The organism is Stenotrophomonas indicatrix, from assembly GCA_041545745.1.
In the GTDB taxonomy this organism is placed as follows: domain Bacteria; phylum Pseudomonadota; class Gammaproteobacteria; order Xanthomonadales; family Xanthomonadaceae; genus Stenotrophomonas; species Stenotrophomonas indicatrix_A.
Genome location: CP168152.1, coordinates 2,101,345 through 2,127,935, shown reverse-complemented (window position 1 = coordinate 2,127,935; position 26,591 = coordinate 2,101,345). Strand labels below are relative to the sequence as shown.

25 protein-coding genes are annotated in these 26,591 nt (G+C 67.1%); all 25 read left to right on the top strand.

Translation table 11 applies throughout. The annotated features are described in order from the left end of the window. The first annotated feature begins 1 nt into the window (after position 1). The 25 genes from fliM (at position 2) to ACEF39_RS09680 (ending at position 26,547) form a co-directional block, all read left to right on the top strand. Complete coding sequence (gene fliM, locus ACEF39_RS09800; RefSeq protein WP_025878989.1) at positions 2-1,006, top strand: flagellar motor switch protein FliM; 1,005 nt, start codon at positions 2-4, stop codon at positions 1,004-1,006. Continuing rightward, positions 1,003-1,338, top strand: coding sequence for a flagellar motor switch protein FliN (gene fliN / locus ACEF39_RS09795; RefSeq protein WP_165377068.1), 336 nt, complete (start codon positions 1,003-1,005; stop codon positions 1,336-1,338). Before fliM ends, fliN begins: the two co-directional genes overlap by 4 nt. After that, complete coding sequence (fliO, locus tag ACEF39_RS09790; protein ID WP_180167000.1) at positions 1,335-1,742, top strand: flagellar biosynthetic protein FliO; 408 nt, start codon at positions 1,335-1,337, stop codon at positions 1,740-1,742. The genes fliN and fliO overlap by 4 nt, the downstream gene beginning before the upstream one ends. Position 1,743: 1 nt before the next feature. After that, positions 1,744-2,523 (top strand): flagellar type III secretion system pore protein FliP, encoded by a 780-nt coding sequence (gene fliP, locus ACEF39_RS09785; protein WP_500287805.1) that lies wholly within the window; start codon positions 1,744-1,746, stop codon positions 2,521-2,523. A 68-nt stretch (positions 2,524-2,591) separates the two neighbouring features. Continuing rightward, the gene (locus ACEF39_RS09780) at positions 2,592-2,861 is read left to right on the top strand and encodes a flagellar biosynthetic protein FliQ (RefSeq protein WP_005413254.1); all 270 of its coding nucleotides are present in this window, start codon (positions 2,592-2,594) and stop codon (positions 2,859-2,861) included. 16 nt (positions 2,862-2,877) lie between these two features. Then, positions 2,878-3,669 (top strand): flagellar biosynthetic protein FliR, encoded by a 792-nt coding sequence (gene fliR, locus ACEF39_RS09775; RefSeq protein ID WP_500287804.1) that lies wholly within the window; start codon positions 2,878-2,880, stop codon positions 3,667-3,669. Positions 3,670-3,831: 162 nt separating this feature from the next. Continuing rightward, on the top strand, positions 3,832-5,952 hold the full coding sequence (locus ACEF39_RS09770) for a putative bifunctional diguanylate cyclase/phosphodiesterase (protein ID WP_500287803.1): 2,121 nt from the start codon (positions 3,832-3,834) through the stop codon (positions 5,950-5,952). 85 nt (positions 5,953-6,037) lie between these two features. Then, complete coding sequence (gene flhB / locus ACEF39_RS09765; RefSeq protein ID WP_033831035.1) at positions 6,038-7,168, top strand: flagellar biosynthesis protein FlhB; 1,131 nt, start codon at positions 6,038-6,040, stop codon at positions 7,166-7,168. Continuing rightward, entirely contained in the window at positions 7,165-9,267 is a 2,103-nt protein-coding gene (gene flhA, locus ACEF39_RS09760) for a flagellar biosynthesis protein FlhA (RefSeq protein WP_500287802.1), read from the top strand. The genes flhB and flhA overlap by 4 nt, the downstream gene beginning before the upstream one ends. Positions 9,268-9,412: 145 nt before the next feature. Beyond that, a complete protein-coding gene (gene flhF, locus ACEF39_RS09755; RefSeq protein ID WP_500287801.1) occupies positions 9,413-11,032 on the top strand; it encodes a flagellar biosynthesis GTPase FlhF in 1,620 nt (539 codons plus the stop codon). Continuing rightward, positions 11,019-11,906, top strand: coding sequence for a MinD/ParA family ATP-binding protein (locus tag ACEF39_RS09750; protein ID WP_025878980.1), 888 nt, complete (start codon positions 11,019-11,021; stop codon positions 11,904-11,906). The genes flhF and ACEF39_RS09750 overlap by 14 nt, the downstream gene beginning before the upstream one ends. Next, a complete protein-coding gene (locus tag ACEF39_RS09745) occupies positions 11,903-12,646 on the top strand; it encodes an RNA polymerase sigma factor FliA (RefSeq protein ID WP_025878979.1) in 744 nt (247 codons plus the stop codon). Before ACEF39_RS09750 ends, ACEF39_RS09745 begins: the two co-directional genes overlap by 4 nt. 19 nt (positions 12,647-12,665) lie before the next feature. After that, complete coding sequence (gene cheY, locus ACEF39_RS09740; protein ID WP_005413247.1) at positions 12,666-13,058, top strand: chemotaxis response regulator CheY; 393 nt, start codon at positions 12,666-12,668, stop codon at positions 13,056-13,058. After that, the gene (locus ACEF39_RS09735) at positions 13,058-13,663 is read left to right on the top strand and encodes a protein phosphatase CheZ (protein WP_025878978.1); all 606 of its coding nucleotides are present in this window, start codon (positions 13,058-13,060) and stop codon (positions 13,661-13,663) included. Before cheY ends, ACEF39_RS09735 begins: the two co-directional genes overlap by 1 nt. A 2-nt stretch (positions 13,664-13,665) precedes the next feature. Beyond that, positions 13,666-15,498 carry a chemotaxis protein CheA gene (locus ACEF39_RS09730; protein WP_500287800.1) on the top strand — a complete coding sequence of 611 codons (1,833 nt, stop codon included), beginning with the start codon at positions 13,666-13,668 and terminating at the stop codon, positions 15,496-15,498. A gap of 146 nt (positions 15,499-15,644) precedes the next feature. Beyond that, positions 15,645-16,385 (top strand): flagellar motor protein, encoded by a 741-nt coding sequence (locus ACEF39_RS09725; protein ID WP_025878976.1) that lies wholly within the window; start codon positions 15,645-15,647, stop codon positions 16,383-16,385. A 1-nt stretch (position 16,386) separates the two neighbouring features. Then, positions 16,387-17,400 (top strand): flagellar motor protein MotD, encoded by a 1,014-nt coding sequence (gene motD, locus ACEF39_RS09720; RefSeq protein ID WP_500287799.1) that lies wholly within the window; start codon positions 16,387-16,389, stop codon positions 17,398-17,400. 4 nt (positions 17,401-17,404) lie between these two features. Then, positions 17,405-18,187 carry a ParA family protein gene (locus tag ACEF39_RS09715; RefSeq protein WP_500287798.1) on the top strand — a complete coding sequence of 261 codons (783 nt, stop codon included), beginning with the start codon at positions 17,405-17,407 and terminating at the stop codon, positions 18,185-18,187. Beyond that, on the top strand, positions 18,184-19,413 hold the full coding sequence (locus ACEF39_RS09710; protein WP_500287797.1) for a chemotaxis protein CheW: 1,230 nt from the start codon (positions 18,184-18,186) through the stop codon (positions 19,411-19,413). Before ACEF39_RS09715 ends, ACEF39_RS09710 begins: the two co-directional genes overlap by 4 nt. A gap of 97 nt (positions 19,414-19,510) precedes the next feature. Then, complete coding sequence (locus ACEF39_RS09705; RefSeq protein WP_059064119.1) at positions 19,511-19,819, top strand: STAS domain-containing protein; 309 nt, start codon at positions 19,511-19,513, stop codon at positions 19,817-19,819. Further along, positions 19,816-20,181, top strand: a complete 366-nt coding sequence (locus ACEF39_RS09700; protein WP_025878971.1) for a response regulator — start codon at positions 19,816-19,818, stop codon at positions 20,179-20,181. Before ACEF39_RS09705 ends, ACEF39_RS09700 begins: the two co-directional genes overlap by 4 nt. Positions 20,182-20,226: 45 nt before the next feature. Next, on the top strand, positions 20,227-22,203 hold the full coding sequence (locus ACEF39_RS09695) for a chemotaxis protein CheA (protein ID WP_500287796.1): 1,977 nt from the start codon (positions 20,227-20,229) through the stop codon (positions 22,201-22,203). 383 nt (positions 22,204-22,586) lie between these two features. Then, positions 22,587-24,833 carry a methyl-accepting chemotaxis protein gene (locus ACEF39_RS09690; protein ID WP_500287795.1) on the top strand — a complete coding sequence of 749 codons (2,247 nt, stop codon included), beginning with the start codon at positions 22,587-22,589 and terminating at the stop codon, positions 24,831-24,833. A gap of 212 nt (positions 24,834-25,045) precedes the next feature. After that, the gene (locus ACEF39_RS09685) at positions 25,046-25,819 is read left to right on the top strand and encodes a flagellar brake protein (RefSeq protein ID WP_500287794.1); all 774 of its coding nucleotides are present in this window, start codon (positions 25,046-25,048) and stop codon (positions 25,817-25,819) included. A gap of 236 nt (positions 25,820-26,055) precedes the next feature. Further along, positions 26,056-26,547 (top strand): chemotaxis protein CheW, encoded by a 492-nt coding sequence (locus ACEF39_RS09680; RefSeq protein WP_099818377.1) that lies wholly within the window; start codon positions 26,056-26,058, stop codon positions 26,545-26,547. The last annotated feature ends 44 nt before the right edge of the window (positions 26,548-26,591 follow it).

Genomic DNA, 26,591 nt, shown 5'->3' with positions numbered 1-26,591 from the left:
GATGAATGACCTGCTGTCCCAGGATGAGATCGATGCCCTGTTGCATGGCGTGGACAGTGGCGCGGTCGAAACTGAGCCGGACGCCCCCAGTGGCGAAGCACGCTCCTACGATTTCGCCAGCCAGGACCGCATCATCCGCGGTCGCATGCCGACCCTGGAAATGGTCCACGAGCGCTTCGCGCGCCTGTGGCGGATCGGCCTGTTCAATCTGATCCGGCGCTCGGCCGAACTGTCCGTGCGTGGCATCGAGCTGATCAAGTTCAACGACTACATGCACTCGCTGTATGTGCCGACCAACCTGAACCTGATCCGCTTCAAGCCACTGCGCGGCACCGGCCTGATCGTGTTCGAGCCGACTCTGGTGTTCGCCATCGTCGACAACTTCTTCGGCGGTGACGGGCGTTACCCGACGCGCATCGAAGGCCGCGAGTTCACCGCCACCGAAATGCGGGTGATCCACCTGCTGTTGAAGCAGACCTTCGCCGACCTGCGTGAAGCGTGGGCACCGGTGATGGACGTGGAGTTCGAGTACATCAACTCGGAAATCAACCCGCACTTCGCCAACATCGTGACGCCGCGCGAATACGTAGTGGTGTGCCGCCTGCATGTTGAACTCGACGGCGGTGGCGGCGACATCCACGTGACCCTGCCCTACTCGATGCTGGAGCCGATCCGCGAGCTGCTCGACGCCGGCATCCAGAGCGACCGCAATGACCGCGACGAGAGCTGGGGCCGCACCCTGCGCGAGCAGCTCAACGTGGCCGAAGTCACCCTCTCCAGCGTGCTGGCCAGCAAGCGCATGACCCTGCGCGACCTGACCCGGCTGAAGGTCGGCGACATCCTGCCGATCGACCTCAGCCCGCAGGTGCCGCTGTGCGTGGAGAACATCCCGGTGTTCACCGGGGAGTTCGGCGTCGCCAACGGCATGAACGCCGTAAAGATCACCGCTACCCATCCGCCGGGCACCCGTCCGCGCGTACCCGTCATCCAGGAAGACCCGCAATGAACGATATCGACGCCCTCGAACCGACCCCGGCACAGTTCACCAGCCTGCAGGCCGATGAGGCGACCGGCCCGGATTTGAACCTGGACGTGATCCTCGATGTGCCGGTGACGTTGTCGCTGGAAGTCGGTCGCGCCCGCCTGCCGATCCGCAACCTGTTGCAGCTCAACCAGGGTTCGGTGGTGGAGCTGGAGCGTGGTGCCGGCGAATCGCTGGACGTGTTCGTCAACGGCACGCTGATCGCACATGGCGAAGTGGTGGTGATCAACGACCGCTTCGGCGTGCGCCTGACCGATGTGGTCAGCCCCAGCGAGCGGATCCGGAGACTGCGTTGAGCCTGCTCGCCGCCACCGCGCTGGCCGTCGCCAAGACGGCCCCGCAGATCGGCCAGCATGCGCCGGCCGCACCGAGCCTGTTCGGTGCAGTTCTGGCCCTGTTGGCGGTGCTGGCCCTGGTCATCGGCCTGGGCTGGCTGCTCAAGCGCCTGCCCGGCAGCGGCTTCCGCCCGGCCGAGGGCATGAAGCTGGTGGCGAGCCTGAATGTTGGCGCCAAGGAGCGCGTGGTGGTGGTCGAGGTCAACGGCCAGCAGCTGCTGCTGGGCGTGACCGCCGGTGGCATCAATGCCCTGCACACCCTGCCCGAACCGCTGCCGCCGCCCGCGCCGGTGCGCGTACCCGACCTGAAGAACCTGCCGAATTTCGCCCAGCTGCTGCAACAGCGGCTGCGCAAGGACCCCTGACATGCGTGTGACCCGTTCCCGTCTTGCCACCCTGCTGCCGTGGCTGACCCTGCTCGCCCTGTGCCTGCTGCCTGCGTTGGCGTTCGCCGCCCCGGGCGCGCCGACCACGCCGCTGCCGGACATCAATGTCGGCAAAATCGGCGGTGCGCCGGTCAGCCTGCCGCTGCAGACGCTGTTGCTGATGACGGCGATCACCCTGATCCCGTCGATGCTGCTGGTGCTGACCTCCTTCACCCGCATCATCATCGTGCTGGGCCTGCTGCGGCAGGCACTGGGCACCGGCCAGACGCCGTCCAACCAGGTGCTGCTGGGCCTGGCCCTGTTCCTCACCGCGATGATCATGCTGCCGACCTGGGACAAGGCCTGGAGCACCGGCATGGCGCCCTACCTCAATGGCGAGATCGACTTCCAGACCGCCTGGACGCTGACCACCACGCCGCTGCGCGCCTTCATGCTGGCGCAGATCCGCGAGACCGATCTGATGACTTTCGCCGGCATCGCCGGGCACGGCACCTACGCCAGCCCCGATGCGATTCCGTTCCCGGTGCTGGTCGCATCGTTCGTCACCAGTGAACTGAAGACCGCCTTCGAGATCGGCTTCCTGATCTTCATCCCGTTCGTGATCATCGACCTGGTCGTGGCCAGCGTGCTGATGTCGATGGGCATGATGATGCTGTCGCCGATGCTGGTCTCCGCACCGTTCAAGATCCTGCTGTTCGTGCTGGTCGATGGTTGGGTGCTGACCGTCGGCACGCTGGCGGCCAGCTTCAATCCGGCCTGATTCAATCCGGCCTGATCCGAAGGTCGGCCGAGCATGGCCCGGCTCTACATACACATAACGGAACGACGATGTCCCCCGAACTTGCCTTGACCGAACTGCGTGGTGGCCTGATTACCGTGCTGTGGGTAGCCGGCCCGCTGCTGCTGACCGTACTGGTGGTCGGCGTGGTGGTGGGCGTAGTGCAGGCGGCGACCCAGCTCAACGAGCCCACCATCGCCTTCGTTGCCAAGGCTGCGGCCCTCACTGCGGTGTTGTTCGCACTGGGCAGCCTGTTGATCGGCCACCTGGTCGAATTCACCACGCTGCTGTTCCAGCGCATTCCGCACCTGATCGGCTAGACGGACGCGCACGCAGATGGACGCCGCCACCCAGATGGCTGCCGACGGCCTGAATGCCTTCGGCATGATCGGCACCGTGCTGTGGACCATGCTACGCATCGGCGCGGTGGCCATGGCGATGCCGATGATCGGCACCCGCGCGGTGCCCGGCCGGGTGCGGGTGATGCTGGCCGGCACCCTGGCCATCGCGTTGGCGCCGCTGCTGCCGCCGGTACCGGACTGGACCGGCTTCGACGCCGCCACCGTGCTGACCATCGCCCGCGAGCTGGCGATTGGCGTAGCCATCGGTTTCATGCTGCGGCTGGTGTTCGAGGCTGGCGCCATGGCCGGCGAACTGGTCGCCCAGGGCACCGGCCTGGCGTTTGCGCAGATGAGCGACCCGCTGCGCGGCGGCACCTCCGGTGTCATCGGCCAGTGGTTCTATCTGTTGTTCGGCCTGCTGTTCTTCACCGCCAACGGCCACCTGGCGCTGATCTCGCTGCTGGTGGACAGCTACCGCGCTCTGCCCATCGGCGCGCCCCTGCCGGACCCGCACGCCTTCTTCAGCATCGCCCCGACCTTCCTGCTGACCGTGCTGCGCGGCGCGCTGACCTTGGCCATCCCGCTGACCGTAGCGATGCTGGCGGTCAACCTGGCCTTCGGCGTGCTGGCCCGCGCCGCGCCGGCGCTGAATCCGATCCAGCTGGGCCTGCCGGTTTCACTGCTGCTGGGCCTGTTCCTGCTGACCCTGCTGGTCGGTGAAATGGGCCCGCCGGTGCAGCGCCTGTTCGATGCCGCCTTCGAGGCTGCCGGTGCCGTGACCCGCTGACGCGGTCGTCACGTTTTGCTGCTTGCCGTCCCCCCCGGTGCCCGCGTTAGAGTGAATGCGCAGCGACCGGGGGGACGCTGCAACCGGCGGCCGCAGGTCGCCTGCCTTGCGCATGCCCCACCGTAGTTTTTCCGTTGACAGGCAGGTCCGGGAGACTGACGAATGCTGGTAGGCACGTACAACCCGTGGCTGGTGGCGACCTCATTGCTGGTTGCAGTGATGGCGTCCTATACCGCACTGGCGATGGCTGGGCGCACCGTCACTGCGCCCGGCAAGGGCGCGACCTGGTGGTGGCGCCTCGGCGGCGGCTTTGCGATGGGGCTGGGCATCTGGTCGATGCACTTCATCGGCATGCTCGCCTTCGACCTGCCCATTCCGTTGGGCTACGACCTGCCCATCACCCTGCTGTCGCTGGCACTGGCGATCGGCTCGTCGGTGTTCGCGCTGTGGCTGGTATCGCTGCGCACCCTGCCCCATCCACGCCTGGCCAGTGGTGCCGTGCTGATGGGCAGCGGCATCGCCAGCATGCATTACGTGGGCATGGCCGCGATGCGCATGCAGCCAGGCATCGACTACCAGCCGGTGTGGCTGCTGCTGTCACTGCTGGTTGCGGTGGCCGCGTCGTGGACCGCGCTGTACGTGGCCTTCCGCCTGCGCGCGCAGCACACCCGCATCGGCGACCGCCTGGCGGCCGCCGGACTGCTCGGCCTGGCCATCGTCGGCATGCATTACACGGGCATGGCCGCCGCCCGTTTCCCCGAAGGCAGCGTCTGCGGCGCCGCGGTGGGCGATGGCCTGCAGAACAACTGGCTGGCGATGCTGGTGGTGGTGCTGACCGTGGCGATCCTGGCAGTCGTGCTGGTGGTGTCCTGGCTGGACCAGCGGGTGGAGGCACAGCTGTTGCGCCTGCGCAATTCGCTGCTCAGCACCTCCTTGACCGATGCCCAGCAGGAACTGACCCAAGCCGCGCTGCACGACCCGCTCACCCGCCTGCCGAACCGGCTGCTGCTGCAGCGGCGCATCCTGCAGGCGCTGGCCGAGGCCGAACAGGGCGGCAGCCGCTTCGCGGTGATGTTCATGGACCTGGATGGCTTCAAGCAGGTCAATGATGCCTATGGCCACCAGGCCGGCGATGCGCTGCTGGTGGCCGTGGCAGAGCGCACCCGCCAGCTGCTGCGGCCGCACGACATGCTGGCACGGCTGGGCGGCGACGAATTCGTGCTGGTGGTGCGCATCGAACAGGACGAGGACCTGCCGACCCTGGCCCGGCGCATTCTGCAGGCGGTGGGCAGCGGCCCGCTGCTGCCTGACCACGAGCTGCAGGTGAGCGCCAGCATCGGCATCGCGATCTGCCCCGACCATGCCGCCAGCGAACGCCAGCTGATGGCCTTCGCCGATGCGGCGATGTACCAGGCCAAGGAGTCGGGCCGCAATGCGTTCGTGCTGTTCGCCGACTGGATGAACGACAGCGCCGAGCAGCAGTTCCGCCTGCTGGCCGACCTGCGCCGGGCGATCGGCAGCGAGCAGCTGTTCCTGCACTATCAGCCGAAGATCCGCGTGGCTACGCAGAAGGTGGCTGGCGCCGAAGCACTGATCCGCTGGCGCCACCCGGAACAGGGCCTGATTCCGCCGGACCGCTTCATCCGCCTGGCCGAGCGCAGTGGTGCGATCAACGAGATCGGCCGCTGGGCGCTGGACCAGGCCTGCCAGCAGTTGCGGCACTGGCACGATGCCGGCCACGACGGCTGGACGATGTCGGTGAACCTGTCACCGGTGCAGTTCAGTTCGCCACATCTGCTGCAGGACGTACGCGAGGTGATCGAGCGCTACGCGATCGCCCCGCGCAACCTGGTGCTGGAGATCACCGAAAGCACCGTGATGCGCGACACCGATACCAGCCTGCGCCTGCTGCAGAGCTTCTCCGCCCTGGGCGTGGGCATTTCGATCGATGATTTCGGCACCGGCTACTCCAGCCTGCTGTACCTGAAGCGCCTGCCGGCCACCGAGATCAAGATCGACCATGCATTCGTGCGCGACCTGGAACACAGCGCCGAAGACGTGGTGATCGTGTCGGCCATCGTGGCGCTGGGCCACGCGCTGGACATGGATATCGTCGCCGAAGGCGTGGAGACCGCAGCGCAGCGCGCCTACCTGGAACGCCTGGGCTGCGACTACCTGCAGGGCTTCCTGCTGGGCCGGCCGGTGGACGCGGCCCGCTTCATGCAGCTGCACGACCTGCCGCGGCCACGGGTGGAACTGGCCAACCCCCGTAATCCCCAGTAGATCCACGCCATGCGTGGATGGCCCGCGCCGCCGTAACGGAACGATTCTTGCACGCACCCCGGCATCCCCTGCTGCAGTGCCTGTGATGTCCGAGAACGAATCCGCCGGCGAAAAAACCGAACAACCGACAGAAAAGCGCCTGCGCGACGCCCGCGAGCAGGGCAACCTGCCGCGCTCGCGTGAACTGGGCACGGCCGCCGTGTTCGGCGCCGGGGTGATCGCGGTGATGGCCATGAGCGGCTCGATGGCCAGCGGCGCCAGCGCCTGGATGCGCCATGCGCTCAGCCCCGAACAGAGCCTGCGCCAGCACCCGAAGGCGCTGTTCGGCCACTTCGGCGACCTGTTGCTGCAGTTGATGTGGGTGATCGCCCCGCTAGTGCTGGTCTGCCTGCTGGCCAGTTTCCTGGCGCCGGTGGTGATGGGCGGCCTGCGCTGGTCGGCCAAGGCGATGATGCCCGACATCAACCGCATGAACCCGATGAGCGGGCTCAAACGCCTGTACGGCCCCGAAGCCATCGCCGAGTTCATCAAGTCGCTGCTGCGGGTGGCCTTCGTCGGCGTCGCCGCCGGCATGGTCGTGTGGACCAGCTTCAACACCCTGCGCGGGCTGATCCACCAGCCGCTGGAAACCGCCATCGGCGACGGCCTGGGTTTCACCCTGCGGCTGCTGCTGGCCACCGCCGGCGCAATGCTGGTACTGGCCGCCATCGATGCGCCGTACCAGCGCTGGAACTGGATGCGCAAGCTGAAGATGACCCGCGAAGAACTGCGCCGGGAAATGAAGGAAAGCGAGGGCAGCCCGGAAGTGAAGGGCCGCATCCGCCAGCTGCAGCAGCAGATGGCCAACCGCCGGATGATGGAGGCGGTACCCACCGCCGACGTGGTGGTGGTCAACCCGACCCACTATGCGGTGGCGCTGAAGTACGAAGGTGGGGCCATGAATGCGCCCACCGTGGTCGCCCTGGGCGTGGATGAAACCGCCCTGCGCATCCGTGAAGTGGCCGACGGCAACAAGGTTGCCATCGTCTCTGCCCCGCCTTTGGCACGCGCCTTGTATCGGGAAGGCCAACTCGGCAAGGAAATCCCCGTGAGACTGTATTCAGCCGTCGCCCAGGTCCTCTCTTACGTCTACCAGCTGCGCAGCTGGCGGACCGGCCCGATGCCGTCCACGCCGCACATCCAGGTTGATGAGTTCGGCAACGGGGGCCGCCCATGAGCGCGCAGGCATCCAGCTTCAATACCCGCCGCGCGCTGGAGATGGTCCGCCAGGGTCTGGGCGCGCCGCTGATCGTGCTGGCCCTGCTGGCCATGGTCGTGGTGCCGCTGGCCGCGCCGGTGCTCGATGCGCTGTTCACCTTCAACATCGCCATCTCGCTGATGGTGCTGCTGGCAGTGGTGTACGTGAAGCGCCCGCTGGACTTCACCATCTTCCCGATCGTGCTGCTGATCACCACCATGCTGCGGCTGGCGCTGAACGTGGCCTCCACCCGCGTGATCCTGCTCAACGGCCAGAACGGCCACGAAGCGGCCGGCAAGGTGATCGCCGCGTTCGGTGAGTTCGTGATCGGCGGCAACTACGCGGTCGGCATCGTGGTGTTCGCCATCCTGACCATCATCAACTTCGTGGTCATCACCAAGGGCGCCGGGCGCGTCTCGGAAGTGACCGCGCGCTTCATCCTCGACGCCATGCCCGGCAAGCAGATGGCGATCGACGCCGATCTCAACGCCGGTTTGCTGACGCGCGAGGAAGCCAAGCTGCGCCGCGAGGAGGTCCGCGAGGAAGCCGACTTCTACGGCGCGATGGACGGTGCCAGCAAGTTCATCCGCGGCGATGCGATCGCCGGCATCCTGATCCTGTTCATCAACATGCTGGGCGGCCTGGCCGTGGGCGTGCTGCAGCATGGCATGCCGTTCGGCGATGCCGCGGCCACCTATACCCTGCTGTCGATCGGTGACGGTCTGGTGGCGCAGCTGCCGGCGCTGCTGGTCTCCAGTGCGGTGGCGATGCTGGTTACCCGTGCCTCGCGCTCGCAGGACATGGCGCAGGCGATGACCGGCCAGGTGTTCGGCCAGTACCGCGCGCTGGCCATCACTGCCGGCATCCTCGGCGTGGTCGGCCTGGTGCCGGGCATGCCCAACGTCGCTTTCCTGACGCTGGCGGCAATCCTCGGCTTCATCGCCTGGAAGGTGTACCGGAAAGGCCAGGCCCCGGCCCAGGCCGACGCAGCTGCGGGCGAAACCAACGCACTGAACGCGCTGGGCCGCCCCGCCGCCCCCGCACCCACCGCGGAACTGAGCTGGGACGAGCTGCGCCCGGTCGATCCGCTGGGCCTGGAAGTCGGCTATCGATTGATTTCGCTGGTGGACAGCAACCAGGGCGGCGAACTGATGCCGCGCATCAAGGGCGTGCGCCGCAAGCTGACCCAGGATGTCGGTTTCCTGATTCCGTCGGTGCACATCCGCGACAACCTGGAATTGCCGGCCAACGGTTATCGGGTACTGGTGCATGGCGTGCCGGTGGCTACCGCCGAAATCCATCCCGACCGCGAACTGGCGCTGGACCCGGGCAGTGCTCTCGGTCCGCTGGAAGGCATCGCCGGCAAGGACCCTGCCTTCGGCCTGGATGCGACCTGGATCCAGCCACACCAGCGCGCCCAGGCCGAAACCCTGGGCTACACCGTGGTCGACCCGGCCACGGTGGTGGCCACCCACCTTTCGCACCTGATCCGCGAGCACGCACCGGAACTGCTCGGCCACGAGGAAGTGCAGCACCTGCTGGCCAACCTGGCCAAGAGCGCGCCCAAGCTCGTCGAAGATCTGACGCCGAAGGCGCTGCCGCTGTCGGCGGTGGTGCGCGTGCTGCAGAACCTGCTGATCGAGCGCATTCCGATCCGCCAGCTGCGCAAGATCGCCGAAGCACTGGTCGAACACGCCCCGCACAGCCAGGACCCGGCCACGCTGACCGCCGCCGTGCGAACCGCACTGGGCCGCTTCATCGTGCAGGAGATCGCCGGAATGTCGGCGGAGCTGCCGGTGTTCACCCTCAACCCGCAATTGGAACGTGTCTTGCAGGAGTCCACGCAGGGCAACGGCGCCGCGCTGGAACCCGGACTCGCTGAGCGACTGCACCAGAGCCTGGCCGAATGTGTCAGCAAGCAGGAAGCCCGCAACGAGCCCGCGGTGGTGCTGGTACCTGGCCCGGTGCGTGCCGCGCTGGCCCGCCTGGTCCGCCACAGCGTTCCGTCGCTGTCGGTCCTGGCGTACAGCGAGGTGCCGGAGGACAAGCGCCTGAAGCTGGTCGGAACGATCAGCTGACGCCGCCCTGCAACGCGCCAGAAAACAGACACCACTTTCAAACACCCGCAACAGACAGATTCCAAGGGGAACCCGAACCGTGCAGACCACCGACCATCCGCGTTCTCCGACCGCCACTCCGCCGACTTCGTCCCGTGACCACAGCATGAAAATCAAACGATTCGTCGCCGCCGACATGCGCTCGGCCATGAACCTGGTGCGCAAGGAACATGGTCCTGATGCCGTGATCCTGTCCAACCGCCGGATCGAGGAAGGCATCGAGATCGTGGCCGCCGCCAACTACGATGAGAGCGCCGTGCAGCGCGCCCTGGAAGCATCGCGCCGCGACGTGGCACCGCCGCCTGCGCCGAAGCCGCGTAGCGCCGCCGACGCAGTGATCGCCGCGGTCACCCGCCGTCGCAGCAGCACCCCGGCACCGGAGCCGGTGGCGGCTACCACCTCGGCCGTTGCCGCCCTCGCCCGCGCCGCCGTCGGTGCTACTGGCCGCACCCTGGACAGCGCCGACGAAATCGTACCGACGCGCGGCAGCACCGGCTTCGCCGCTACGCTGGCGCGTGCCGCCGTCAATGAATCGACGCTGCCGGAACAGATCTTCGCCCCGTTCGCCGGCGCCATCGTGGCGCCCTCGCCGGCCGCAGCTGCCGCGGTGAACCGCGCCCGCTTCCAGATCGATCCGCCGCTGGAAGACAGCGCGCAGCTGCCGGCAGTCTCGCCGCCGCCGCTGCCGGTTGCCAGCCAGGCCGCCGCAGCGCCCGAAGACGAAGCACCCCATGCGCCGGTTGCCGTGCAGCCGACGGAAGTTGCGCCGGCACCGCTGCCGACCCTGGCCCCGGCACCTGCTCTCACTCTGGTTGCCGACGACGCCGAGATCCGCCACCTGCGCCAGGAAGTGGCCGGCATGCGCCAGGTGATCGAGCGCGAAATGAACCGCTTCACCGATGAGCGCCTGCGCGGCTGCCCGGTGCGCGCCACCGCGCTGGACCTGATGGACGAGTACGGCTTCGACGCCGGCATCGCCCGCGACGTGGCCATGCAGATCCCGCTGGAAACCGAAGCGCATCGCGGCCGCGGCCTGATGCTGGGGCTGATCTCGCGCAAGCTGCCGATCGCCCCGGTCGATCCGATGGAGGAAGGCGGTGTGATCGCCCTGGTCGGTCCGACCGGCGCCGGCAAGACCACCACCATCGCCAAGCTGGCCTCGCGCTTCGCCGAAGCCCATGCCGCCCGCGACGTCGCCCTGGTCACCACCGATACGATGCGCATCGGCGCCCGCGAACAGCTGTACGGCTACGGCCGCCAGCTCGGCATCGCGGTGCACGAGGCCAACAGCGGCACCGACCTGGACCAGCTGCTGGAACGCCTGAAGGACTACAAGCTGGTGCTGATCGACACCGCCGGCCTGGGCCCGCGCGACCGTGCGCTGGCCGCCCAGCTGCAGTGGCTGCGCGCCGCCCGCCAGGTCCGCACCCTGCTGGTACTGCCGGCCAACACCAGCTTCGGCGACATGGACGAGGTGGTCCGCCGCTTCGGCGCGGCCAACCTGCAGGGCTTGGTGCTGAGCAAGCTGGACGAGACCGGCCGCTTCGGCAACGCCCTGTCGGTGGCGGTGGACCATAAGCTGCCGATCACCTGGGTGACCGATGGCCAGGACGTCCCGGACGACCTGCACCGGGCCAGTGCAGCCAATCTTGTACTTCGCCTTGAAGATTTGCGCCGCGCGGCCGATATGCCCTGCAACCCGGAGTTGAACCATGCCGTCGCGTGAGTACGCCAAGCTGACCACCACCTTCCCGCTGACGGCGACCCGCAGCGAGCCGCTCGGCCCTGTGCGCACGATTGCCGTGACCGGCGGCAAGGGCGGCGTCGGCAAGACCAACGTATCGGCCAACCTGGCCGTGGCGCTTGCGGGAATGGGCAAACGCACCCTGTTGCTGGACGCCGACCTGGGCTTGGCGAACATCGACGTGATCCTCGGCCTGAGCCCCACCAACACCCTGGCCGACCTGGTCGCTGGCCGCTGCAGCCTGGATGACGTGATCATCGAAGGCCCGAACGGCGTGCTGGTGGTACCGGCCGCGTCCGGCCGCCGGCACATGGCCGAGCTGGCCCCGGCCGAGCATGTCGGCCTGGTCAACGTGTTCTCCGAACTGGAGCGCGAGCTGGACATCATGGTGGTGGACACCGCCGCCGGCATCACCGATGGCGTGCTGACCTTCTGCCAGGCCGCGCAGGACACCGTGGTGGTGGTCTGCGATGAACCGGCCTCGATCACCGACGCCTATGCCCTTATCAAGGTGCTGTCGCGCGAACGTGGCGTGGACCGCATCCAGGTGGTGGCCAACATGGTGCGCGACCCCAACGAAGGCCGCGTGCTGTACGAGAAACTGACCCGCGTCTGCGAGAAATTCCTCGCCGATGTCTCGCTGAACTACCTCGGCTGCGTGCCGCAGGACGACTGGCTGCGCCTGTCGGTGCAGCGCCAGCAGCCGGTGGTGAAGGCCTATCCGTCCAGCCCGTCGGCGCTGGCGATCACCGAGATCGCCCGCCGCACCGCCCGCTGGCAGGCACCGACCGAACCGCGCGGTGGCGTCGAGTTCTTCCTCGAACGCATCATCAAGCAACGTGGGGTGGCCGCATGAAAGGCGCCGCCCAGTACAGAGAGGTCCAGCGCACGGCAGCCAACGAGGTCATCGCCCAGCACTCGGACCTGGTGCGGCGCATCGCCCACCATCTGGCCGCACGCCTGCCGGCCAGCGTTGAAGTGGACGACCTGATCCAGGCCGGCATGATGGGCCTGATCGAAGCCTCGCGCAGCTATGACGCCGACCAGGGTGCCTCGTTCGAGACCTACGCCTCGATCCGCATCCGCGGCTCGATGATCGATGAGATCCGTCGTGGCGACTGGGTACCGCGTTCGGTGCACCGCCGTGCACGTGACGCTGCGGCCACCATCCGCCGCCTGGAGCAGAGCACCGGCCGCGCCGCCAGCGCCACCGAAGTGGCCGCTGCGATGGAGATGCCGCTGCCCGAGTACCTGCGCCTGATGGAAGACGCCTCGCGCGGGCAGGTGCTGAGCCTGGAATCACGCATTGAAGACCAGGGCGAGCTGGACACCGTCGCCCAGGGCGGCCCGACCCCGCAGCAGGTACTGGAACGTGGCGAGTTCGGCCGCGAGCTGGGCAATGCCATCGGCCACCTGCCCGAGCGCGAACAGCTGGTGCTGTCGCTCTACTACGAGCAGGAACTGAACCTGAAAGAGATCGGCGCAGTGCTCGGCGTGAGCGAGTCGCGGGTCTGCCAGATCCACGGCCAGGCGGTCCTGCGCCTGCGTGGCCGACTGAAGATTTTCGAGGCGGCCGACGCCGGCCTCGAGAGCTGATCAACAAAGGAACTCTGCTTTGAACAAGAACATGCGCATCCTGATCGTCGACGACTTCTCGACCATGCGTCGTATCGTCAAGAACCTGCTGGGCGATCTGGGCTTCACCAATACCGCCGAAGCCGAGGACGGGCATGCCGCGCTGTCGTTGCTGCAGAGCCAGCCGTTCGACTTCGTGGTCACCGACTGGAACATGCCGGTGATGACCGGCATCGAACTGCTCAAGGCGATCCGTGCCGATGCCAAACTGAAGACCCTGCCGGTGCTGATGGTGACTGCAGAAGCCAAGCGCGAGCAGATCATCGAAGCGGCGCAGAACGGCGTGAACGGTTACATCATCAAGCCGTTCACCGCACAGACGTTGGAAGAGAAGCTCGGCAAGATCTTCGAACGCCTGGCGGCCAGCGCTTGATGGATACCACGGTCGACAAGAGCGCCCTCGCCCTGCGCCTGCAGGAAGCCCTGGATGCACTGGAATCCGGCGACGAAGCGGCGTGGCGCCAGCGCATCGACGGCTTGGTCGCACTACGCACCCAGCCGATGATGAGCGGCCTTTCGCGGCTGGCCCGCGAACTGGGCCAGGCGCTGGGCGAACTGCCGACCGTGCCCGATGAAGCCGGTGAGCTGGACGATGCCTGCGCGCGCCTGGACCATGTGGTTGCGATGACCGAACAGGCCACCCACCGCACCCTGGACCTGGCTGAAGAGTGCCGCAGCCTGACCGAACAGCTGCGCGCCGATGGCCTGCAGCCGGGCCAGGATGTACAGCTCGACCGCATCCGCCACAACCTTACCGAGATCGCCCTGACCCAGAGCTACCAGGACCTGACCGGGCAGATCATACGGCGCGTGGTCGGCATCGTCCGCCGCGTGCACGAAGGCTTCGGCGCGCTTGGCCTGCCGCCGGAACAACATCGCACCGATCCGGAACTGGCTGGGCCGGCACTGAAGGGGCTGGACCGCCATGCGGTCTCGCAGAACGACGCCGACGACCTCTTGTCGGATCTGGGGCTGTAACCATGGGCGCAGTAGCAGACGACATCACTGCCGATTTCATCATCGAGGCCCAGGAAATCCTGGATCGCCTCGGCGAACAGCTGGTGTCGCTGGAACAGGCACCGCAGGACAATGAACAGCTCAACGCGGTGTTCCGTGGCTACCACACGCTGAAAGGCGGCGCAGGTTTCCTCGGCATCACCGCGATGGTCGAACTGTGCCACGCCGCCGAAGAAGCGCTGGGCGCCGTGCGTGCCGGCCAGGCCGTATTGCAGGCACATCACTTCGATGCCGCCCAGCAATCACTGGACTACCTGCAGTCGATGCTTGACGCGGTGTCATCGGGTACCGAGCCCGGCTTTGCCCCGCCCGAACTGGTCGCCCAGTTCGATGTGCATGGCGGTGGCGTGGCTGCACCTTCGGCCGCGACGCCGAATGCGGGCGGCGGAGACCTGATCACCGACGACGAATTCGAGGCCCTGCTCGACCAGCTGCACGGCGGCAAGGCACCTACGACCGTGGCGCCGGCGGCGAAGAAAGCCGACGACATGATCAGCGAAGACGAGTTCGAAGCACTGCTCGACCAGCTGCATGGTGGCGCCGCCCCGGGCAGCAACGCCACCGCAGCGGTTGTCGCCGCACCAGCACCGCGACCGGCGCCCTCGCCGGCCCCGCCCGCTGCCAGCAAGCCGGCGCCCAACAAGCCCGTCGCCGAAGCCGAACACACCGTGCGCGTGGATACCAAGCGCCTGGATGCCATCGTCAACCTGATCGGCGAACTGGTGCTGTCACGAAACCGGTTGAAGACGCTGCGCACGCGCCTGCGTGATGAAGAGCTGGACCGCGCCGTGTCCACGCTGGATATCGCCACCGCACGCCTGCAGTCGGCGGTGATGCGCACCCGCATGCAGCCGGTCGGCAAGGTGTTCTCGCGCTTCCCGAAGGTGGCGCGCGACGTTGCGCGTTCGCTGAAGAAGGAAGTGGACCTGGAACTGATCGGCGCCGAAACCGAACTCGACCGCAACCTGGTCGAGGCGCTGGCCGATCCGCTGGTGCACCTGGTCCGCAACGCCATCGACCATGGCGTGGAAACGCCGGAACTGCGCGAAGCTCAGGGCAAGCCACGGATGGGCCACGTGCGCCTGTCGGCGCAGCAGGAAGGCGACTACGTCAGCATTGAAGTGCAGGACGATGGCGCCGGCATTGATCCGGAAAAGCTGCGCGCCAAGGCGCGCGAGAAGGGCCTGATCGATCCGGAAGCCGCCGCCCGCCTGAGCAGCGAGGAATGCCTGCACCTGGTGTTCCTGCCCGGCTTCTCGACCAAGCAGCAGGTCACCGACATTTCCGGCCGCGGCGTCGGCATGGACGTGGTGCAGTCGCGCATCCGCGAGCTGAGCGGGCAGATCCAGATCCAGTCGGAACTGGGCCGCGGCAGCCGCTTCATGATCCGCGTACCACTGACCCTGGCGATCCTGCCGACCCTGCTGGTGCAGGCCGGCGAAGACGTCTACGCGCTGCCGCTGGCCCGTGTGATGGAAGTGCTGCATGCACCGCGCACCTCGCTGGGCTGGTTCGACGGCCGCGCCGTGCTTGACCGCCGCTCGCACACGCTGGCGCTGGTTGACCTGCGGCAATGGCTGGATGTGACGCCGGCTGCCTCGCCGCTGCTGACCATCGTCGTGCTGCAGGCCGGTGAAGCACGCTTCGGGCTGGTGGTGGACCAGGTGCGCGGGCGCGAGGAAGTGGTCATCAAGCCACTGCCCAAGGCCCTGCGCGGCCTGCGCGGTTACGCCGGTGCAACCTTGATCGGCGATGGTCGCATGGCCCTGATCCTGGACGTGGACGGGCTGCGCTGAAGCCCGCCGGGCATGGCCCGGCGCTACCGGAAACGGCCCCGCAGGGTAGCGCCGGGCCATGCCCGGCGACCCGAAAACTGTGACTACCGTCTGTACACGACCTACCGGTGTCTCAAGTCCCATTCATACAAGCCGATACCGGACCCATGGATAGACTCAGCCTCATTGGACTTTTCCTCGCCCTGGCCTCGCTGGTCGGTGGCAGCATCCTCAAGGGCGCCGGCCTGGCGTCGTTGTGGTCGCCTGCCGCCTTTGTGATCGTCATCGTCGGCACCATCGCCGCCATCCTGCTGCACACCTCGCCGGCGGTGTTCAAGCACGCCTTCAAGATCGTGCGCTGGGTCGTGCGGCCGCCGCACAGCGACCGTCGCGAACTGATCCAGCAGATCGTGGAATGGAGCAACATCGCCCGCCGCCAGGGCCTGCTCGGCCTGGAATCGCAGGTGGAAGCGCAGCAGGACCCGTTCCTGCGCAAGGGCCTGCAGCTGCTGGTGGACGGCGTTGAACCCGAATCGATCCGGCACATGCTGGAGATCGAACTGGGTAGCCAGGAGCACCAGGACCAGGCCGCCGCGAAGGTGTTCGAAAGCATGGGCATCTACGCGCCTACGCTGGGCATCATCGGCGCCGTGCTCGGCCTGATCGCGGTGATGAAGAACCTCGCCGACCCGAGCAAGCTCGGCCACGGCATCGCCGCCGCGTTCACCGCCACCATCTATGGCATCGCCTCGGCCAACCTGCTGTTCCTGCCCATCGCCGCCAAGCTGAAGGGCGTCATCGCCCATTCCAGCCGCGACCGCGAAATGGTCATCGAAGGCCTGATCTCGATCGCCCAGGGTGAGAACCCACGCAACATCGAAACCAACCTCTCCGGCTTCCTGCACTGACATGGCCCGTCGCAAGCACCACGAAGAGCACGCCAATCACGAGGCATGGGCCATCCCCTATGCCGACCTGATGACGCTGCTGCTCGCCTTCTTCGTGGTCATGTACGCGATCTCCTCGGTCAACGAGGGCAAGTACCGGATCATGGCCGACGCCCTCACCGATGCCTTCGGTGGTGCGCCGCGCACCATCAATCCCGTGCAGGTCGGCAACAAGCAGGTGCAGGGCGGCGGCTGGGACAGTCCGTCGGTGATCAAGTCCGGCACCAGGATCGGGCCATCCGCTCCAGCGCCCTCGCACGACCCCACCCTGCTGCCGGCGATGGCCTCGCAGATGCGCATGCCGGTGTCGGTGCACAACCAGGAACAAATCGCGCGTGCCGAGCGCCAGCTCAACAGCATCGCCGACCGCCTGACCGCCGCGCTGGCGCCACTGATCGACCGCGGCATGATCAGCGTGCGCCGTACCGAACTGTGGATTGAAGTCGAGATCAACAGCGACATCCTGTTCCCGACCGGCTCGGCGGCGCTGGACGTGCATGCGCGCGACACCCTGGCCAGCCTGGCCGGCGTGCTGCGCGACGTGCCCAACAGCGTGCGCGTGGAAGGCCACACCGACAACGTGCCGATTGCCACCGCCACCTTCCCGTCCAACTGGGAACTGTCGGCCGGGCGCGCGGCCAGCGTCGTGCATCTGTTTGCCGACCAGGGCGTGCAGCCGTCGCGGCTGGCGATGGTCGGCTACGGTCAGTTCCGTCCGCGCGAAGAGAATGACAGTGCGCAGGGCCGCAACCGCAACCGGCGGGTGATGGTCATCATCCTGGCCGACACCAGTCATTCGGTGGACCCGCTGGGCGAACGTCTGAATGCCGCGACCGGGACCACCCGCAACGCCAGCGAACAGGCCGCCGCAGCACCGGCCACCACCCCCAGTTCCCCCATCGCACCGGTGCAGTTGCCACCGGTGCCGGCTGGCAGCCGTGTCGGCGCCGCCGTTCCCCCGGCAATGAAGGAGTAATCCGATGCGCATCTGGGCAGTCGCCAACCAGAAGGGCGGAGTCGGCAAGACCACCACCACCCTCGCCCTCGGTCGCGGCCTGGCCGCGCTCGGCCACCGCGTGCTGCTGATCGATCTCGATCCGCATGCCTCGCTGACCCGCGCTTTCGGTGTACCGATCGAACCGGCACCGACCGGCGTGCTGGAACTGTTCGGCGCACCGCCGGCCGACCTGTCCGCGCTCAGCCATGCCAGCAACATCGGCGGACTCGATTACGTGTGCGCGCAGGCCTCGCTGGCCACGCTGGAACGACGCAGCGCCAACCAGCCCGGCCTCGGCCTGGCCCTGCAGAACGCGCTCGCCCGCCACCAGGGCCAGCACGACTACATCCTGCTGGACTGCGCACCGACCCTGGGCCTGCTGATGATCAACGCACTGGCCGCGGCCGATCGGCTGATCATTCCCACCCAGGCCGAGCCATTGGCCCTGCACGGCCTGGATGGCATGGTCCGCACCGGTGAGATGGTCGAACGTTCGCGCCGCCGGTCGCTGCCGATCTCGATCCTGCCGACGCTGTTCGACCGCCGCACCCGCACCGGCAACGAATCGCTGCGCGCCATGCAGGACCGCCACGCAAGCCGCGTCTGGGAAGATGCGATTCCGATCGACACCCGCATCAGCAATGCGGCCGGTCTGACCCTGCCGAGCATCGGCGAGGACTACCCGGGCCGTGGCCTGGCGGCCTATCGGCGTGCGTTGAACTGGATCCTCGGTGAGGACGCACGTGCCCTGGAGCAGGCAGCATGAACACCACCGGCATGCTGGACGACTATCTGGACGAACTGCTCGGCGACATTGCCGTGGCACCGGTCGCCGCTGACGCCGCGCCCCGCCCGACGAGCGCAGCAGCAGACGCCGAGCGCGAACCGACCTGGGACGATCTGCCGGCCGAAGTGATCTACGAAACCGACACCGTCGCAGTGGCCCCGGCCAACGATGATGCTTCGCTCGAAGCCGCCTTCAACGCTGCTGCCACGCCTGCGGCCGACACCGGACGCGAGCCCACCTGGGACGATCTGCCGGCTGAGGTGATCTACGAAACCGACACTGTCGTAGCCACCCCGGCCAACGACGATGCTTCCCTCGAGGCCGCCTTCGACGCTGCTGCCACGCCTGCGGCCAACACCGGACGCGAGCCCACCTGGGACGATCTGCCGGCTGAAGTGATCCATGAAACCGCGCCCGTGGCCATTGCCGCTGTCGCACCGCTCGCGCCGGAACCCACCTGGGATGACCTGCCGGACGAAGTGATCTACGAAACCGACGCCGCCGACAGCCTGGCGCATACCGACAGCCCCGGATTGCAGGCCGCTTTCGAAGCCGCCGCCGACGGCGAGGAGGTTCCTGCCATCGCCGCGCCGGTCGTTGCCAAGGCCGCCGCGCGCCCCGCACCGTCACCGATGCCATCGATGACCCGCGCCGCCGTCGCACCCCCGCCACGAATCGCGGTCGACACCCCGTCCAGCAACCGCCCCGGCACCTGGCAGGAGCTGCAGGCCCAGGCGCATCAGCCCGCCAGCAGCCCGCATCCGCAGAACCGCCGCGCCGGCGAACGCACATCGCGCTGGCTGCGCCTGCGCTGCGGTACCCAGGCTTACGCCCTGGAGCTGCTGAAGGTGCAGGAAGTGGTGCTGCCGGTGCCGTTGCTGCCATTGCGCGGCACCGCCCCGGAAATGCTCGGCATCATGAACCTGCGTGGCCAGGTGGTGCCGGTGATGGATCTCGGCCTGCACTTGGGCGCAGTTTCCGCCGAGGATGACGCGCAGACCCGCATTGTCGTGCTCGAAGAGAACGGCGAGACCCTGGGCCTGCGTGTGTCGGCCGTGGAGGACGTTGCCAACCTGACCGACTCGCAGATCGAACCACCTGATACCGCCCGAATCTGCCAGATCTCCAATGAACTGTTCCGCGGCGTGGCCCGCATCAGCCAGCGGCCGATGATCCTGCTCGACGCCACGCAGCTGCTGGGGTGAATCCGTGCTGGGAATCGGCGCTCCGCACCGATACCCACCCTAAAGAACTGCCCCGCGGTGCCGTTATGAATGCTGGAACCGTTTGTCCGGAGCAACGATGAGCACTGTCGAACTGGGTGAGGATCTCGGCATCGAGAGCAGCACCGAGCTCAAGAACCGCCTTTCGCCCTTGGTGGCGGAAGCAGGCGAGCTGACCCTGGATGCAAGCCAGGTCGGTCGCATCCACACCGCCAGCGTGCAGGTGCTGTGTGCCTTCGTACAGGCCCGCCGCGAGGCAGGCCTGGGCACTGGCTTCCACGGTTGCACTGCAACCTTCCGTGACGCTGCACGCCTGTTGGGCGTCACCCAGGCCCTGGGCCTGGACGTACCCCATGACAACCTGAAATCTGTGGAGAACGCTGCATGAGCGCACGTATCTTGGTGGTGGATGATTCGGCGTCGATGCGCCAGATGGTTTCCTTCGCCCTCACCTCGGCCGGTTTTGCCGTCGAAGAAGCTGAAGACGGCGCGGTCGCGCTCGGACGTGCCAAGGGCCAGCGCTTCAATGCGGTGGTCACCGACGTCAACATGCCGAACATGGACGGCATCGCGCTGATCCGCGAACTGCGCCAGCTGCCGGACTACAAGTTCACGCCGATGCTGATGCTGACCACCGAGTCGGCAGCGGACAAGAAGTCCGAAGGCAAGGCCGCCGGTGCCACCGGCTGGCTGGTCAAGCCGTTCAATCCCGAACAGCTGGTCGCCACCGTGCAGAAAGTGCTGGGCTGATCGCCCCGCACTGCTCCCCCTCTTCGCTTCCGGATCGCCACTGCCATGAGCATGGACCTGCAACGCTTCCACGCCACCTTCTTCGAGGAGAGCCGCGAAGGCCTCGACGCCATGGAGGCTGGTCTGCTGGCCCTGGAATCGGGACAACAGGACCCGGAGATCATCAACTCGGTGTTCCGTGCCGCCCACTCCATCAAGGGCGGTGCAGGCACGTTCGGCTTCGATGCCATCGCCGGGCTGACCCACGTGCTGGAGACACTGCTGGATGAGCTGCGGGCCGGCAAGCGTGCACTGGAAGGCAATGCCGTCGATGCGATGCTGTCTTCGGTGGACGTCCTGCGCGCCCTGTTGCGCGAGGCCGAACACGGCCAGCCCGCCGATTCCGCAGCGGTTGCCGCGGTGAAGGTGCGCCTGGAAGCGGTGCTGTCCGGCCAGGCGCCCGCCGCCGCACCTGCTGCCGCCAGCAAGGTGGACGACACGCCGGAAGCCTGGCAGATCGGCTTCACCCCGGCGCCGTCACTGTTCATGAGTGGCAACGACCCGCTACGCATCATCCGCGAACTGGAACACCTGGGTTCGCTGCAGGTGGCCGCGCGCATGGACCGCCTGCCCGGCTTTGCCCAACTCGACCCGCTCGAAGCCCACCTTGCGTGGGATCTGGGCCTGGTCGGCAAGGTGCCGCGCAGCAAGATCGAAGATACCTTCGCCTGGGTGCTGGACGACTGCGAACTGGACATCCGTCCCGCCGCACCGCCCAGCCTGGCCACGCAGGCACCGACTGCCCCGCCGATGGCCGCTGCCGCGCCTGCCGCTGCCGCACCGACAGCCAGTGCTGGCGCCAGCCAGGAAGCGGAAACTTCCATCCGCGTCAGCGTCGACAAGGTCGATGCACTGATCAACCTGGTCGGCGAACTGGTCATCACCCAGGCCATGCTCAAGCAGGTCTCGCACGCCCTGGATCCTGTGCATGCCGAGAGCCTGTTTGCCGGCCTGGACCTGCTTGAACGCAATACCCGCGACCTGCAGGAAGCGGTGATCGGCGTGCGCATGCTGCCGGTCGATGCGGTGTTCCGCCGCTTCCCGCGCCTGGTCCGCGACCTGTCCGGCCGCCTCGGCAAGCACGTGCGTCTGCGCACGATCGGCGAAGGCACCGAACTGGACAAGGGCCTGATCGAGAAGATCGCCGATCCGCTGGTGCATCTGGTCCGCAACTCCATCGACCACGGCCTGGAAATGCCGGACGTGCGTCGCGATGCCGGCAAGGACGAGACCGGCACGATCACCCTGGCCGCCTCGCACCAGGGCGGCCACATCGTCATCGAAGTCAGCGACGACGGCCGCGGCCTGAACCGCGAGAAGATCCTGGCCAAGGCGCACGAACGCGGCCTGGCCGTGCCGGACAACCCGACCGATTCGCAGGTCTGGGACCTGATCTTCCAGCCCGGCTTCTCCACTGCCGATGCGGTGACCGACCTGTCCGGCCGCGGCGTGGGCATGGACGTGGTCCGCCGCAACATCCAGGCGCTCGGTGGCGAGGTGCAGATTGAAAGTGGCCTCGGCATCGGCACCCGTACGCTGATCCGGCTGCCACTGACCCTGGCCATCCTCGACGGCATGACCGTAGCGGTGGCCGGCGAAACCCTGATCCTGCCACTGGCCTACGTGCTTGAAGCACTGCAGCCGCAGCCCGACGACATCCGCAGCATGGCCGGCGAAGGCCGCGTGCTGCGCGTGCGTGGTGAATACCTGCCGATCCTGTCGCTGAGCGAATACTACGGCTATGGGCAGCGCGCACCCGGCAGTGAATCGCTGGTGGTGGTGGTGGAAGGCGATGGCCAGAAGATCGCGCTGGAAGTGGACGAACTGGTGGGCCAGCAGCAGGTCGTGGTGAAGAACATCGAGAACAACTACCGCCGCATCGGCGGGGTCTCCGGTGCCACCATCCTCGGCGATGGCCGCGTCGCCCTGATCGTCGACATCGGCGGCCTGGTGCGTTCGCTACGGGTGCCGCAGGCGGCCTGAACTGCTCTACACGTTGTACCTGACCGCCGCCCTCCGGGGCGGCGGTTTTTGTTTGCGCGCGTGCGCGGCAGCAATCGTACCTACGCGCGACGCGGCGGCGCCCACAACTGTGAACTCCGTCGTCCTGCGTCGTGAACCTGATCGGGCGCATGGTTTCGCCTGAAACCACGCCGTCACTGCGAAAGCCCCGCCACTGCTTGCTTTCCGTTGGTTTCCCTACGCCAGCGAATGTGACATCGGTCCATAAAGTACGGCGCAGCTGCGCCGCTATCTCGGGTTGACGGCAGTCACCGATCCTTCACCCGGCACCACCGTTCCCTCCTGCAATGACCTTTTGCCCGCGGCGCCGCCGCCGGTATTCTGCCCACCTTGGAGCACCCTGCATGAAGTGGTTCCACGATCTGCCCATCGCCCGCAAGCTGGCTGTGGGATTCACCCTGACCACCCTGATGACCGTCGTGCTGGGTGCGTTCGCCCTGGTCCGCCTGTCCGAAGCCAACGCCAAGCTGACCTCGATGGCGACCAACGACATTCCATCGGTGCAGTACCTCGGGGAAGTGCGCTCGCAGCTGGGTGAGTTCCGCACCTATGAACTGGCCCAGATCAGCATGCTGGACCAGCCGGAGAAAGTGGCCGACTACAACAAGCGCATGAACGACACCGCTGCAGTGGTACGCGAGCAGCTGACGGCCTATGCCAAGCTGCCGGCCGGCGACAAGGAGCGCGCGCTGTACCAGGCCGTGCAGGCCGACGTCGATGGCTACTTCGCCGCCAATACCAAGTTGCGCGAAGCGGCCACCGCCGGTGATGGCGAAGCGGCCCGGCAGATTTCCGATGAGCAGTCGCGCCCACTGCGCCGCAAAGCCTTCGAAGACCTGAAGGCACTGGGTGCGCTGCTGGGAACCCAGATGCAGGGCAAGATCGACGACGCCAACGCGACCCACCGCAACAGCATGCTGGCCATCATCGCCGCCATCGTGCTGCTGGTCGTGGTCGCCGCCACCCTGGCCGTGATCATCTCGCGCGCCGTGGTCGGCCCGCTGGGCAAGGCCGTGCATGCCATCCAGGCCGTCGCCCGCGGCGATCTCAGCGTCACCACCCAGGCCACCGGCAAGGATGAGGCGGGTCGCATGCTGGCGGCCACCGCGGAGATGACCGCGATGCTGCGTCGCTTCTCCGAGCAGACCCAGCTGATGGCACAGATGCATGCCGGCCCCGATATCAGCCACCGCATTCCGGAAGACTTCCCGGGCGTCTATGGCCAGCTCGCCGGCGGCATCAACACGGTGATCTTCGAACATCTCGATGCGATCCGTGATGCCATCGATGTGCTCAACCAGTACGCCACCGGCAACCTCACCCCCGATGCGCGCCGGTTGCCGGGCAGCCGCGCGATCCTGCACGAATCGATGGATGCGGCCAAGGCCAGCCTGCTGGCGATCAACACGCAGATCCAGCAGCTGGCATCGGCCGCTGCCGCCGGCGACTTCAGCCAGCGCGGCAATGCACAGCGCTTCGATCACGACTTCCGCGTGATGATCGAGCAGCTCAACAGCATGATGGAGGTCGCCGACGGCAATCTTGGCCAGCTGTCGCAGCTGCTGCAGTCCATCGCCGCGGGCGACCTGACCGCACGCATGGACGGCCAGTTCCACGGCGTGTTCGCCCGCATGCGTGACGATGCCAACACCACCGTCGCCCAGTTGACCCAGATCGTCAGCCAGATCCAGGCCAGCACCTCGAGCATCACCCTGGCCTCGGGCGAAATCGCCTCGGGCAACAGCGATCTGTCGCGCCGTACCGAGCAGCAGGCCGCGAATCTGGAAGAAACCGCCGCCTCGATGGAGGAACTGACCTCCACCGTGCGCCAGAACGCCGAACATGCGCGCCAGGCCAACCAGCTCGCCATCGGTGCACACGGCGTGGCCTCGCAGGGCGGCGAAGTGGTTGGCCAGGTGGTCACCACCATGTCGGCCATCGAAGCCTCCTCGAAGAAGATCGCCGAGATCATCTCGGTCATCGATGGCATCGCCTTCCAGACCAACATCCTGGCGCTGAATGCCGCAGTGGAAGCCGCCCGCGCCGGCGAACAGGGCCGTGGCTTCGCCGTGGTCGCCAGCGAGGTGCGTACCCTCGCCCAGCGCTCGGCCGCCGCCGCCAAGGAGATCAAGGGCCTGATCGACGAATCGGTCGGCAAGGTCGCCGAGGGTTCCAGCCTGGTCCACCAGGCCGGCAGCACCATGGGCGAGATCGTCGCGTCGGTGCAGCGCGTGACCGACATCATGGCCGAGATTTCTGCCGCCTCGCAGGAACAGTCTGCAGGCATCGAGCAGGTCAACCAGACCGTGGTGCAGATGGACGAAACCACCCAGCAGAACGCCGCGCTGGTGGAAGAAGCCACAGCTGCCGCGCGGGCGATGGAAGACCAGGCCGCGCAGCTGGGCGAGGCCGTTGCACGCTTCCGCCTGGCCGCACCAAGCGTGGGCAATGCGATGCCGCGTGCAGCGACGGCCATGGCCAGCAGTGCTCCGCGCAAGGCGATGCCCGCACCCGTCGCAGCACCTTCGCGCGTGCGCAAGCCCGTTGCGCAGCCGGCGCTGGCCGGCGACGGCGACTGGCAGGAGTTCTGATCGCAGCATCGGGGTGGCCCGCGCCACCCCGTCAGCGGACAGGCAACGCCGGGCCATGCCCGGCTCCAGCGTCCAGCTTGCCCTAAGGCGTCCGGCATGGCACAACGAAGCAGTCGAACACGTTCGGCGCTACATAAATCCGCAACGCAGCCGATACTTCCTTCGAGCCACGCGCGCACACGCGTCGGCGCCCGCCCCTGACCACAGACTCCATGTCCGACGGCCACGACACTGCACCGCTCGAAGTCCATGCGGCTGACACCGCAGACGATCGCTTCCTGGTCCGCAATCCCCGCCAGGTGCGGCAGCTGCTGCGCTCCCTGATCGACCAGCGATCACTGATCAACGCCCATATCGACGGCCGCGATCGCTCCTTCCCGACCGCCCTGCTCGAACTGGACGACGACGAGGACATCCTGCTGCTTGATGGCAGCCCGCAGGAAGCCTCCAACCGCGCCGCCGAACAGGCCGACCACCTCCTCTGCTTCGCCCAGCTGGAACGGGTGATGGTGCGTTTCCGCCTGCATGACCTGCAACGCGTGGACAACGAGGGCCATGTGGCGTTCCGTGCACCGCTGCCCGATGAACTGGTGCACCTGCAGCGGCGTGAACTGTACCGGCTGGAGACCCCCATCACCGATTCACCGCAGCTGCTGCTGCCACCGGGCGAGGCCCGCGCCGACGCCTTGTCGATGCGGGTGGTGGACATCAGTGGCGGCGGCCTGGCGGTGACCGTGCCCGTCGATTGCGCGATCTTCAGCCTGCAGCAGCGCTACCGGGCTCAATTGTCGATGCCCGATGGCCCGGACCTGCAGATCGAACTTGTGGTCTGCAACCTGCTGCCGCAACGCCTGCCCAACGGCACCGAGGTCAAGCGCGTCGGCATGCGCTTCGACGAACTGCCCCGTGGCGGCGACAGCGCCATCCAGCGCTACATCTTCCGCATCGACCGCCAGCGCAAGGCACGCAGGAACGGCGAGCTCTGACATCCCCACAACGGGATCTGCCGGCCAGCGGCCGGCACTACCCATCCCCGGTGGTAGTGCCGGCCGCTGGCCGGCAACCCCGAAGCCGCGCGGATGCAGGCCCCAGTAGATCCACGCCATGCGTGGATGCAGGAACTGCCGGCCAGCGGCCGGCACTACCAGATGCCTAAAGTCCCCCACCACGGGGCCGATATCGAGCCTGACACCGGCACTTCCGGCAGAACCAGGACCCCTCGATGAACGACAAGAACAGCTCCGCCGCCGGCGCCGATGGCGAATTCCTCAGCTTCACCCTCGGTGCCGAGCACTACGGCGTGGACATCCTCAAGGTGCAGGAAATCCGTGGCTACGACGCCGTCACCCGCGTCCCCGATGCCCCGGATTACATCAAGGGTGTCATCAACCTGCGCGGCACCATCGTGCCGGTGATCGACCTGCGCCTGAAGCTGCGCCTGGAAGATGCCCGCTACGACGCCTTCACCGTGATGATCGTGCTCAACGTGGAAGACCGCGTGGTCGGCATCGTGGTCGACAGCGTCTCCGACGTGATCCCGCTGTCGGCCGAGCAGATCCGCCCGACCCCGGAATTCGGTGCAGCCGTGGATACCCGCTTCATCTCCGGCATCGGCACCCACGACGACCGCATGCTGATCCTGCTGGACATCGAAACCTTGCTCGACAGCGCCGACATGGGCCAGACCCACGTCGTCGAAGACGCTGCCGCCTGATCAAACGGACCTTCTTCACGTTTCTGTTACGCAGCCCTTCAGTT